Consider the following 12,761-nt stretch of genomic DNA (forward strand, 5'->3'; position numbering starts at 1 on the left):
TTGAACATGGGGCCGCTCCCTTGTGGGGAGCGGTTTACTACTACCAATTCAAAGGTGATTTGAATTTAGATCTTGCCAACCAGGTCCAGTGATGGAGTCAAAGCGGCGTCGCCTTCTTTCCACTTGGCTGGGCAAGCCTGGCCTGGGTTCTTGGCGATGTACTGGGCGGCTTGAATTTTGCGCTTCAGTTCAGATGCGTCACGGCCAATGCCCAGGTCGTGCACTTCCATGACCTTGATCACGCCCTGTGGGTCGAGTACGAATGTACCGCGCAGTGCCAAACCTTCTTCTTCAATCATCACGTCGAAGTTGCGTGTGATCTGGCCGGTGGGGTCACCGATCATTGGGAAGCGGATTTTACCGATTGTTTCTGTGGCGTCAGCCCAGGCTTTGTGGGTGTAGTGGGTGTCGGTGGACACAGAGAACACTTCCACGCCCATGGCTTTCAATTCTTCGTACTGGTCAGCCAGGTCGCCCAATTCAGTAGGGCATACGAATGTGAAGTCGGCAGGGTAGAAGAAGAAAACGGACCATTTGCCCAGCACGTCGGCTTCGGTCAGGTTGATTTCTTTGCCATTCCAGTATGCAGTGGCTTTGAACGGCTTGATTGTGGTGTTGATCAGAGACATTTGCAGTCCTCCAAAAAGTTAATGAACAGTAAGTAATTTAAATTCAAAGTGATTTTAACCAAAATTTTGTGCGATTGCAAAATATTATTGGAAAAATTCTAGAATAAATTTTCACTATCGTTCAGTGAACTTTTTATTGTTTGCTGCAAGTGATTAATGCAAAAGGGAATATGTCTGGCAGTTACATTCCATGCCACAAGCCTGAGCAATCTCTGTCCACGACTTCTCAATGTTGGCGACGACTACGGCAAAGGTGGGATCGATCTCGGAATGCTGTTTAAGCATGTTCAGGTTGTTGATGATCTTGCGTATTAACAAGTGCCTGCTTTTGCTTGCGGGGTGGTGCGGATCAAGACTTGATTGGGACCAAGCTGACATTAGAGAGAATGTGGCAGCAATAATTGCGAATGGATGGTGCGGTGCGGAAATTTTCATGGCACAGTTTTGTGACTGGTAATGGGCCGATCTTGACAGCGGTGCAAAATCTTGTCAATATAAACGAAAATAATTCTCATTAATAAAAATTTAAGCGCTGATTCAGCTTGGTTTTTCATGCACAGTGATAGCAATTCCACATTTCAGGAACACGCTCTGGATCTCGAGTTCGTTCATTGCTACGGCAAACATGTGGATTGGTTGGCGGGCTGGTTTCGACGTCGCTTAAGTTGCAATGACGTGGCCTGCGAGCTTGCCCAAGACGTCTTCGTGAAGTTGTATGAGCAGCGACAAAAGTTGCCAGCCATTCGTGAACCTAAAGCCTGGTTAGCCACAATGGCACATGGTTTGTTGGTTAACCATTACAGGCGGGCAGATCTGGAAAAAGCATATCTTGCTTCGTTGGCGGCTCATCCCTGCGAACATACACCTAGCCCAGAGCAAAAAGCCGTCTTGTTCGAAACACTGCTGGAGCTTGATCGATACTTGCGAGAATTGCCATGGAAAGTTCGCAAGGCTTTTTTGTTGGCTCAACTGGAAGGCAAAAAGCAGCAAGACATCGCGCTGGAATTGGGTGTTTCGTTGAGCATGGTCAAGAAATACATGGCCCAGGCGCAACAAAGCTGTCTGAACTTCGAGCAAGGTGCCAAACATCTTTCAAATATCAATCCAGAGCAGCGAATAGTGTCTTCCCGGGCCTTGGCAGCCATGCCGCGTTTCAGTCGCCGTGCCCTGCTTAAATCACTGGCTGTTTTGTTCGGTACCAGCGGGTTGTTTTATGGGTATCGTCGCAGCGATTATTCCGCGGACTTGCTAAGCGCCAAGGGCGAAATTCAAACTCACACCTTGCCCGACGGCAGTGAAATCACGCTTGATTCCGACACTGCGGTGGAACTTGCATTTACAACAACTCAAAAGTTGATTGTGTTACGGCGTGGGCGAATCATGATTCGTACAGCAGGTGTCTTTGATTCACAACAACCAAAACCCGTGGTGCGAACCCGGGAAGGATATGCCCAAGCCTTGGGCACTGTATTTTCTGTTGAACAAAAATTACGCACTACTAAAATCGAAGTGTTTGAAGACATGGTTCAATGGCAACCATTGATACAAGGCACAAGACACCTGTTGAAGGCTGGTGAGCAAGCGGAGTTTGGGTTTGATGGTCTAGTCATGCACGGCGAGCTTTCAGCAGACAGGGCAGCCTGGGTGCGTGGCCTGTATGTTGCCAATTCTGTTTCCTTGAAAACATGGGCCGCTGAAATCAGCCGTTACAGAGCCGCGCAAATTCATTGTGATGCCGCAGTGGAAAACTGGCTTGTCTCGGGTACTTTCCCGCTGAACAAGCCAGAAGTTGCCCTGGCCGCGCTACAGGACGCTTTGCCGGTCCAATTGATTCAGCACCACAAATTGGCTGCAAGCCCTGTGTTGTTGGTGGCTCGCGATCACACCCAATAAATTGTTGTCTATCACTGTACTTTTTTGTTTTTCAATTGACATATGGGTTGAACCTTTGTTTCAACCCATTTGGTGAATTGGAAAAATAATTATGTCTTCTTCATTTGCATTGCCCCGCAAGCTTTCTCCCGTTGTTTTGGGTTTGCACCTGGCCATGGCCGGTGTTGGTGGGGCCTCGTTTTTTGCAAGTGCCTCGGTGTTTGCCCAACAAAGCACAGTCAATATCCCGGCAGGGGTCCTTTCAGCGTCTTTGAATTTGCTGGCCCAGCAGCAAGGTGTGGTGTTGTCTTATGACCCATCTTTAACCAATGGTCTTCGCAATTCTGCCTTGACCGGTCAGTACACCTTCGAGCAAGCGGCCACGCAATTGTTGGCGGGTACTGGTGTGGCTTTGCAGCCAACATCGACTGGCTATACCTTGGTTAAAAATTCTCCAACTGGTGCCGCAACCTTGAAGGCAGTGACCGTAACCGCCGATGGCGAACCTGTGTACGGCGCACCTGCAGCAGCCGGTTTTTCTGCAAAGAATGCAAAAATTGGTGTTCTGGGTGAACGTTCATTGCGGGAAACGCCGTTCTCTGTGAATGTCATTTCAAGCGAACAACTTGAAAGTGCCAGTGTGAACAATCTCGCCAATCTGGTGCGGCTAGACCCTTCACTGACCAGTTCGTTCTCCGCGGTGGGTTACTACGACGCGGTGTCCATTCGCGGCCTAAGCTTGAACAACTGGACCAACTATTACAAAAATGGCCTGTTGTTTGCCAACCAGGCGAAAACCCCGTTTGAAAACATTGAGCGCGTGGAAGTGATGCGCGGCTTGACGGGTTTCTTGCAAGGTTTTGCTGCACCGGGCGGCGCGATTAACTATGTGACAGAGCGCCCAACACCAACTTGGCAGCGAAAGGCTGAAGTTGTTGTGGATGAATTTGGCACCTTCATGCCTGGTATCGATGTGGGCGGTCCATTGACCGAAGATGGTCGGGTAGGTATTCGGATCAATGCCGCTGGCGGGCAAGAAAATTATTTTGTAGATGAAGTTGAAACTGATCGCGGGTTTGCCTCGGTTGCGCTTGACTGGTTGGCCACAGACAGGTTGACCATACAACTCGATGCACAGGTAGACCAGCGTGAGGGCACCACCCAACCATCGCTTGAACTCAACACCAACGGGCAGGTTCCACAGGGTGTTGACCCATCGCGTTACCTGGGGCAACCCTGGGCCACGTACGACACATTAACCCGCGAATATGCACTGGCCGCTGATTTCAGAATCAACGACAAATGGAAGGCATCGTTCAAGATCAATGATGCACACCTGTATCGTGACGACTTCAGCGCGAATATCGGAAATATTCAACCCAATGGCGATTTTGACATTGAAGAATACAAATCGCCCGGTGAAACGCGTGATTCACGCAATATGGAATTTGCAGTTCGCGGCGACGTGAACTGGGGCACGGTGCGCCACGAACTGGCAGCCGGTTATACACAACGTAAACTGGTTGCCGCTTTTGGTGACGGCGTATTTCAGGTGGCCGGGACGTCGAATTTGTATAACCCAGTGATAATTCCCGACCCGATGACCCAGGCGCCCGACACTTATGTCGCGTTCGTGAATCGCGACAAGGGCATGTTTGTTTCTGATTTCATTACTTTTAATGACCAATGGCAGGCTTTGTTGGGCCTGCGCAGTTCAGATGTGGAGTTTTTCTCGGTTTTCAGCCCCACTGTGTACGAAGACACGGTAACCACGCCAACTATGGCCTTGATCTACAAGCCGGTGCCAAGTACATCAATTTACGCAAGTTACCTGGAAGGCCTGGAGCAGGGCGGTACCGCACCGAACACTGCGAACAACCGAAACGAGCAATTAGAACCAGTTACCGCTGAGCAAACTGAAGTCGGCATAAAAACCGAGTGGTTCAATGGCAGCTTAATCACTACAGCTGCCTTGTTTGAGACAGAAGTACCGCTGAGTTACCTGGACCAGGCCAGCAATGTATTTGGGTATTTTGGAATTCGCCGCCATCGTGGGCTTGAACTGACAGGTACTGGGGAAATTTGGGAAGGCGGGCGCATCAATGCCGGGCTTGTGGCGCTGGATGCGAAAGCATTGAATACCGGCACACCCGCCAATGATGGCAAGGTTCCGCAGGGCGTGGCGGAACGGCAGGCTACCTTGTGGCTAGACCAGGCCACCAGCGTGCAGGGTTTGACCGCACAGTTTGGTGTGCGCCACGCAGGCAAGCGCGCTTTGAACGCCAGTAATTCCGTTTTTCTTCCTTCATGGACTGTCGCCGACGTGGGCCTGCGCTACACCACAAAATTACAGGGCAAAAATGCAACAGTGGGTGTTCTGGTTCAAAACGTAACAGACAAAACTTATTTCAATGAAGGCACGTTTCGCAACATCTACTTTGGCAGCAAACGCGCTGTCAGCCTGACTGCAAGCCTGGAGTTTTAAGCCTGTATACCCTTTTTGTTGAATGCTCGTTAGAACTAGGTCGCCCGAATTTATTCAGACCTATTTTTAATCGGGCATTCAAGGAGATAGCGATGCACAAGAGAAAAACATTCATTCAATCCACATTGGCGGTTACCTGTGCGGCACTGTTCGTTGCAGCGTGTGGAGGCGGTGGCGGTGATTCTGCCGGAACGGGTACATTGCGTACCGCAATGACCGATGCACCGTCTTGTGGTTACGACAATGTCTTTGTGACCGTTGATCGCATTCGGGTGAACAACAGCGCCAACGCAGAGCCCGATGGTGCGGGCTGGTCGGAAGTGGTGCTGGAACAGCCGCGTCAAATTGATTTGCTTGATTTACAGAATGGCGTGATCGAGGAACTTGGCGAGGTCACCTTGCCTGTTGGTCGGGTGCAGCAGGTTCGTTTGGTATTGATGGACAATGCCACTGCCGATCCTGCCGACATTGAATTTGATCCCGACGCAGACCCAAGTCGCGCACCCAACCATGTGGTATTTAGCGCTGGTGGTTTCGAAGATTTGAAAACACCGAGTGGCGAGCAAAGCGGTGTGAAGATCAATGTGGGTATTGATGTGGCCGAGGGGGAGGTGGCCGATTTGCTGATTGATTTTGATGCATGTCAGTCGGTGGTAGAGGCCGGTGGCTCAGGCAACTTTTTGCTGAAACCGGTGCTCACAGCGATTCCCCGTTTGTCGTCGGGCGTGCGTGGTTCTGTGGCCGATGCCCTGGTGCCCGAGGGTGTGAGTGTTTCTCTTCAGCAAGATGGTGAAGTGGTTCGTGCCACTGCGCCAATCGAGTCAACAGACCTTGATGAGAACGGCAACTTCATTCTGGCGCAGGTTACGCCCGGCACCTATGATTTGGTGTTCACAGCGCCTGGTTTCGTCACCAAAGTGGTCACCGATGTGGTGGTACCCGAAGGCGAATTGGTGAATCTGGATCCAGATTCAACTACCGCGGTTGACGAGAATGAAATTGTGTTGCTGCCAGCAACTGTTGAAGGTGATGCGGTTGGTACAGTGACCAATACCGACGATATGAAGCCCGCCACTTTTGTGGACATTACGCAAACCTTGTCTGTGGGTGCCACAGTGCTGATCAATTCGGCTCAGCTGTCGTATGAAACGTTTGATTCGGCTGGCGTGGTGACCGGCATGGGAGACACGGCTGGCTACTCATTCACCTTGCCGGTGGATGCGCCTGAGGTAGCGCCGTACACATCAACTGGCACGTTCAACTTCACCATCGACACCGCAGTGGAAGGGGATTACATGGTCATGGCCATTGCCGAGCCCGTGGATTTAACACCGGTGGTACAAACTGCAGCAGCCAGTTTTGATCCCGGATTTGTGGGCACCGTAGATGCGCCTCGTGAAGTCATCACCAATGACTTCGATTTCTCAAGCGCACCAGCATCTTGATTATTCAACCCTGGTGTTGAGCCAGCCCCGCCCAAAGCAGATTAAACATGGTGTTGATCACCGTGGCTTTGGGCACCAGGGGCTGGGTTAACCACCACTTCGCCAGTTGTTCACCCGCGCCCGACAAGGCGTGGGCTGTGGCTACAATTTCTTCGTCAGACACCACACCTTTCAGATCACTCAGCAACGTTGCAATGCGATTGACTGTGTCAAAACGCAGTTGACTGGCTGCAACCGAGGCGGGTCCTGCCACTGCGGCACCACTGTCGTAGAGAAAACGAAACGCATCGCGCTCGCATTCAACAAAGGCAAAATAGCCCTCGATACCTCCACGCAAGCGACCTTGTAAACCTTCGCCTTTCAAGGCGTGATCAACAATGTAAGCATTGAGCACGTCGCGGGCTTTTTTCAGGCATGCCAGGTACACGCCGTCTTTGTTGCCAAACAGTTTGTACACCACTGGCCGGGTCACACCTGCAGCCTTGGCAATGTCTTCCATGGCCGTGCCTTGGTAGCCGCTTTCCACAAACATCCGTTGCGCAACATCGAGCAATTGACGCTCTCGATCCTCAGGTTTCATGCGGGTTTGCGCTTGTTTTAACATGTTTAACTCGTTGAATTTACAGTGGAAAAACTACACTAGACATATTACAACTTCTTAAATTAATCTTTGGTTACAGTAATGTAACCTAAGGGTCGAACACAAGACCCCACGCTAAAAGAGAGAGACATGAGGACGACAAACTGGGGTGGGGCCATTGTATTGGCTTGGGCTGTGCTATTGGGCGGGTGCATGGGTGATTCTGGTTCGCCCCAAACCGACAGCCCCACAATGACCAATCCCAACGAGGAAGAATCTGATACGCCTGTGGATTCAGACAATCCTGGTGATTCGGACGATGATGGCGAGGGTGACGGGAGTAACAGTGGTGGGGGTTCGCCACCCCTGTTTCCCAAAGACCCGGTTGTTCGAACCGAGCCAGCAGGAACAGGTGCAGCACCAGCGGGTGCCGAGCGTTGTGATCCACTGGACCCAGCTTATTGCCTGTTCCCGTTTCCAAACAATTACTTCACGACAGCCGACACCCAAACTGACACCAAAATGCGGGTGAATTTGAATGTGTTGGCCATGCCTAAAAATATTGTGGGCAAACCAATTGACCCCACAGACTGGAACCGCAACGACGGATTTTCTCCAGGACAGCCCATCTTGGCGCGCGTGCCTGGTCTGGATTTACAAAAAACGGGTGCTGTACCCATTACCCATATCGAAGCAAGTTTGCAGCGCAATCAGCCGATCGTATTGATCGACACGCTGACTTTGAAAAAGCAGCTGATTTGGGCTGAGCTTGATGCCAACACTACGCAAGGTCAATTGAATTTGCCCAGTGCTGAGCCCGGCCCGGCTCTGGTCATTCGTGTAGCCAAAAACCTGGAACCGGGTCGCCGTTACATTGTGGCCCTGCGCAACCTGAAAAACAGTGCGGGCGACAACATCGAGCCCGGTTCAGTGTTCAAAGCCTATCGAGATGGTTTGCCCTTGGCCAACGCGGCACAAAATGCGCGCAAGCCGCTGATGGAAAATATATTCAGTGTGTTGAGCATGGCCGGGGTTGAACGGGACAACCTTTACCTGGCCTGGGATTTCACAGTGGCCTCGGGTCGCAATCTCACGGAGCGCTTAATTCATGCGCGCGATGTATCCATTGAAGCCACTGCACAACAATCGCCCAACTTCACCATTGATGCCGTTATTGAAAACCCGGAAAACGGATCCGCCAGTGAAATTACCGCCCGTCGAATTCGGGGGCATATTGATGTGCCGTGTTTTCTCACCAGCCCCAATTGTTTGTCGGGCGGCACTTACAACTACCCACTGGTGCCCACGGGCAGCCCGGCCACCGCATTGCCCCAACGCAACCCGTTGACACCGAATGCCAGCGTGCCTTTCATTTGTTCAATCGCCCGCAAGAATCTGGATACCGGCGAGCCAGCGCGTGCCTCGTTGTACGGCCATGGTTTGTTGGGCTCGCGCGATGAAGGCAACACCTATGATTTGAATGTGCGGGCCATGGCCGAACGCCACAACTTTTTGTTCTGCATGGTGGACTGGGCAGGCTTGGCCACGGGCAACCAGCCTGACGACCCGGATGACAACCGCAAGTACGATCCATTCTGGGATGCAGCTGGTGGTGACCTGGCCAGCACTGTAGCGATGTTGGCCGATTTTAGTGGTTTTAACCGTTTAACCGATCGCCTGCAGCAAGGGTTCCTGAACTTCACAATGCTTGGGCGTGCCATGATTTCCGTGAATGGTTTTTGCACGCATCCTGCTTTTCAGAAAGACGGCAAATGCCTGATTGACCGCAGCGAACTTTTTTACGATGGCAATTCGCAAGGCGGCATCAACGGTGGACCCGTCACTGCCATTTCACCGGATATTCAAGCCGCGACACTGGGTGTGCCGGGCATGGCGTATTCCACCTTGTTGCAGCGGTCTGTTGATTTTGCACCGTATGCCCCGGCTTTTTACGAGGCTTATCCGGCCTCGCTGGATCAACAATTCATTCTTTCGCTGATTCAAATGCTGTGGGACCGGGGCGAGAACAATGGTTACGCCTGGAGTTTGGTGCCAGGCCGGGAGTTGCCCGGAACCCGCCCGAACAAGCGCGTGTTGCTGATCCCGGCGTTTGCAGATCATCAGGTGTACATGAACACTGCCGAGGTCATGGCACGCACCATTGAAGCGCCCTTGCAATGCCCGGCGGTGGTGGGTGGGCCTTCCGCCCAGCGCGGGCCAGCGGTGCTCAAGCAAGTGCACCCCGCAGTGCGTGCTGAACAGGAGCAGTTCCCGAATGTGTCGTTTGGTCGCAGGCACCCCGATGATCATCCTTATTTTGGTTTGCCCTGCATCAAAAAGTATCCCCATGTGGGCAATGCCCTCACCGTGTGGGACAGCGGCCCCATGACCAACGCCGATGGCTCGGCCAACCCCAATGGCAGTGCGCCCCCACCACTGGACAACCGGCCAATGGCCAGTGGTTACGGTGCCGATCCGCACGGGCATCCGAGAAATGAACAAAAAAATATGGACATGAAGGCTGCTTTCCTGAAAAAGCAGGGTGCATTGATTGATGTGTGCAACGGCATGCCTTGCAGCTCTCGCGGGTTCAACCCGTCATTGAAATAGTGGGGATGTGGCAATGAAAATAATTCAATGGAATGTGATGGGGCTCTGCCTGCTGTTGTCAGCGTGTTTGGGTTCGAACAACGACCCGGTGACCGCATCGAGAACCGACACCAATGAAAATTCCTCGCCGGTGATTGTGGGCCCGCCGCCTGGCAACGGTGGCGGCAATGGCGGGGGTAACGGCGGCGGGAATGGCGGTGGCGGTAATCCCAATTTACTCGACACTTCCCAGTTTCGTGCCGCATCGGCCAAGCGCAACATTGACCCAACACCCGCACAAATTCAGGGTGTGGTCACCAGCAGCACGCCCATTGTTGGCAAGTTGCAGCAATTCAACCTGGGTGGTTATGGTGGTTTTGAGTTCAATGGCCCTGAAGATTTTGTGAATTTTGACATTGGTGGTCCACCTGCCAACGGCATCGGTGATGGCACCTTCGTACGCGTGTTTGTACTTGAAGGGCAGACCGAACCAGCCAACCGTGTGGTGTTTGTCACCATCGACGCCATTGGCGCGGGCAATGTGATTCAAAACAAATTGAAAGCAGCGGTTGCGCAAGCTGCAAATGTGCCGCCCAACAACGTGTTGTTTGCCCAAACGCATTCGCATTCCGGTGCCGATTTGCAGGGGCTTTGGGGCGGTGTGCCGGCAAGCTGGTTGAGTTGCGAGCAGGCGGATCCGGCACAAGCCTGCGACCCGGCCTTGAAAGGTGGCCTGTATCAATTGGCTGCAGAAGCAGCTGCCGAGGCAGTGGCCAATTTGAAACCTGCTTACCTTGATTTTGCGCAAACAGTGCTCGAAGGTGAGGCCCGATTGAACAACTTCAGGCGCTGCGATCCCGATGACTCAAGAACGCCTGACCCCACGCTGACCCTGGTGCAAGCCCGCACGGCGCGTGGTGATGTGTTGGGGTCGGTGTTGAACTACTCGGCACACCCCACTGTCTTGAATTCCAGCAACCGCTTGGTTCACACCGACTGGGTGGGCGGTGCCTTGCGCACACTGGAGCGCAATTTCAATTCCACTGTGCTGTATTACAACGGAGCAATTGCCGATTCCTCACCGCGTGCGCCAGCGGCGAATGACCCTTATGAGAAAGCCAACGCCATGGGGGTGGCTGTGGCACAGGCGGCCATGAATACCTTGCCGACGCGCAAGAAGGTGGAGGGTGGTTTGTTGGTGAACCACGCCACAGCCTTTTTGCCGGTGACCAATCCTTTGTTTGTGGGGGCCGGTGGCTTGCGCAGTTTCAATGGTTATTACAACTTCACGCCGCTGGGCGAACAGTTGGCCGCCAACATTCCTGGTTATGAAAATTTTCCACAAGCAGCCTTGTACGCTGAAACACCTGTCAGCAGAATTCAGCTGGGGCAGGGCGAAGGCACAGTGCTGGAACTTGTAACGATTCCCGGCGAGGGCTCCAAAGGCATGGCAGATTCCATTCGCGCACGAAGTAGCAACCCGATGATGTTAATGGGCCTGACCCACAATTCGCTGGGTTATATCCTGACGGAAAACGAGTTTGGAAATGGCCTTTTTGAATGCCAGTCTTTCTACGAGGAAACGGTGTCGCTGGGGCCTTTTACAACCCCAGCGTTGAACTTGCAGGCTTACGATCCGCTGTTTGCGCCGTAAGCCGGCTTGGTATTCAGAACTTGGACTTGGCCTTGTCGAAGGCCTCTTTGATGTTGTCCCAGGCGCTGTTTGCACCATCCTTCAAACTTTCGAAGGCTTCAGCGCTGGCACCTTTCAATTCTTCAAGTTTCGAACGACCTTGGGCCAGTTTGGCTTCCAGTGCGTCGATTGATTCATTCAACTCTTGCTTGGCATCAGCTGACTTACCGTCGGCCTTGGCCTTGAGTTTGTCCAGGTCTGCTTTCCATTCGTCCAACTGGGCATTCAGTTTTGCCTTGTAGTGTTCGAGGTCTGCCATGGTGTGTACTCCTTCATGTTTAAAACTGGAAGTATTAGGGTAACAACACTTTGTGACTGAAAGTACGCTCATTCGAAGAGCGCTTACTCTAATCATGAATCGCGGCTGTTGAAATTGCTTATGATGTTGCTATCTATAGTGGGCGGCTCAACAACCGCAATGCAGTGAAGGGCTGTATCTTCCATGTCTTTGTTCGAAACCACTGAAGTATTGGTTTTTTTCAACGTGCTGTTGCAGCAGTTGGGTGCCCCTGTGCCTGCAGTTCCCACGATGATTCTGTCGGCCAGTTTGTCGGGGCAGTGGTCTGGCATTTTTTTGCTGGCTTTCGTGGCCACGTCTGCTTCGCTGATTGCCGACTGGGTGTGGTACCTCGCAGGGCGCTATTACGGTTACCGGGTCTTGGCAGTGCTGTGCAAATTGTCGATCAATCCTGAATCGTGTGTCAGTCAAACCGAGTCCAGGTTTCGCGTGTGGGGGCCTTGGTCACTGGTGGTGGCCAAATTCATTCCCGGTTTTTCGACCGTAGCGCCCCCTATTGCCGGTGCCGTGAAAATGCCAATTCTCAGCTTCACGCTGGCCTCGGCCTTGGGCGCGTTCTTGTGGGCCATGGCTGCCTTGTTGGCGGGCTGGCTTTTCAAGGAGCAAGTCAATTCGATCTATGCCGCATTGCAAGACAATCTGTTTATTGTGGGCGTGGTAGCTGCCCTGATTTGCAGTTTTTGGCTGATGTGGAAGCTGGCTCGAAGGGACGCTTTTCAATCTCGCCTGAAAATGCCGAAAGTGCCTGCCGTGGAAGTGCTGGCCTGGGTCAAAGCCGGGCAATCCAACCTGCGTTTAATCGATCTTCGCCCAGCCATTGTTCAGGAAGCTGAACCCATGGCAGGCTGGTTGCCCGCCAACGCCGAAAGTGCACTGGCTGCCGCACGCGCCTGGCCAAAATCTGATTTGATTGTGACCATGTGTGCCTGCCCCGACGATGTCAGCGCAGCACATGTGGCTGGGCTGTTGCGCAAGCAAGGCTACAAGCGAGCCAAGGCCATGCAGGGCGGATACGAGGCCTGGCTGGCCAGCAAGCAATCGAATTAAGCGTTTGGGCTCCACAGCCGCAATAATCGCCGCCGAATTCAATTCAAATTCCTGTAACCTTTGTGGCTTGCTTAGCGTAATAAGCCTTGTGACTTTTGTTTTATTCCAACTATTCATTTCATT

General features: G+C 52.5%; 9 protein-coding genes. 6 read left to right on the plus strand and 3 right to left on the minus strand.

Features of this window, described 5'->3' with window-relative positions:
* Positions 1–65: 65 nt before the first annotated feature.
* On the minus strand, positions 66–629 hold the full coding sequence (ahpC, locus tag P0D43_RS08490) for an alkyl hydroperoxide reductase subunit C (RefSeq protein WP_159568490.1): 564 nt from the start codon (positions 627–629) through the stop codon (positions 66–68).
* Positions 630–1,181: 552 nt separating this feature from the next.
* Between ahpC and P0D43_RS08495 the strand changes: the two genes are divergently transcribed.
* From P0D43_RS08495 to P0D43_RS08505, 3 genes are all read left to right on the plus strand, one after another.
* Entirely contained in the window at positions 1,182–2,522 is a 1,341-nt protein-coding gene (locus P0D43_RS08495) for a sigma-70 family RNA polymerase sigma factor (RefSeq protein ID WP_394672171.1), read from the plus strand.
* A gap of 91 nt (positions 2,523–2,613) precedes the next feature.
* The gene (locus tag P0D43_RS08500) at positions 2,614–4,986 is read left to right on the plus strand and encodes a TonB-dependent siderophore receptor (protein ID WP_394672172.1); all 2,373 of its coding nucleotides are present in this window, start codon (positions 2,614–2,616) and stop codon (positions 4,984–4,986) included.
* A 92-nt stretch (positions 4,987–5,078) separates the two neighbouring features.
* Positions 5,079–6,431 carry a DUF4382 domain-containing protein gene (locus P0D43_RS08505; RefSeq protein ID WP_394672173.1) on the plus strand — a complete coding sequence of 451 codons (1,353 nt, stop codon included), beginning with the start codon at positions 5,079–5,081 and terminating at the stop codon, positions 6,429–6,431.
* A 4-nt stretch (positions 6,432–6,435) separates the two neighbouring features.
* On the opposite strand, the gene P0D43_RS08510 is transcribed toward P0D43_RS08505, so the two are convergent.
* On the minus strand, positions 6,436–7,035 hold the full coding sequence (locus P0D43_RS08510) for a TetR/AcrR family transcriptional regulator (RefSeq protein ID WP_341237103.1): 600 nt from the start codon (positions 7,033–7,035) through the stop codon (positions 6,436–6,438).
* Positions 7,036–7,161: 126 nt separating this feature from the next.
* Here P0D43_RS08510 and P0D43_RS08515 point away from each other — a divergent pair, with 126 nt between their 5' ends.
* The gene (locus tag P0D43_RS08515; RefSeq protein ID WP_394672174.1) at positions 7,162–9,621 is read left to right on the plus strand and encodes a hypothetical protein; all 2,460 of its coding nucleotides are present in this window, start codon (positions 7,162–7,164) and stop codon (positions 9,619–9,621) included.
* 13 nt (positions 9,622–9,634) lie between these two features.
* Positions 9,635–11,254 (plus strand): neutral/alkaline non-lysosomal ceramidase N-terminal domain-containing protein, encoded by a 1,620-nt coding sequence (locus tag P0D43_RS08520; RefSeq protein WP_394672175.1) that lies wholly within the window; start codon positions 9,635–9,637, stop codon positions 11,252–11,254.
* A gap of 13 nt (positions 11,255–11,267) precedes the next feature.
* Here P0D43_RS08520 and P0D43_RS08525 read toward each other — a convergent pair whose 3' ends face one another.
* Positions 11,268–11,552: a coiled coil domain-containing protein gene (locus tag P0D43_RS08525; RefSeq protein WP_159568495.1), complete on the minus strand. Its 285-nt coding sequence runs from the start codon at positions 11,550–11,552 to the stop codon at positions 11,268–11,270.
* A 183-nt stretch (positions 11,553–11,735) separates the two neighbouring features.
* On the opposite strand from P0D43_RS08525, the gene P0D43_RS08530 reads away from it, so the two are divergent.
* A complete protein-coding gene (locus tag P0D43_RS08530) occupies positions 11,736–12,638 on the plus strand; it encodes a VTT domain-containing protein (protein ID WP_159568496.1) in 903 nt (300 codons plus the stop codon).
* The last annotated feature ends 123 nt before the right edge of the window (positions 12,639–12,761 follow it).

Source organism: Limnobacter sp., from assembly GCF_043511195.1.
Taxonomy (GTDB): Bacteria; Pseudomonadota; Gammaproteobacteria; order Burkholderiales; family Burkholderiaceae_B; genus Limnobacter.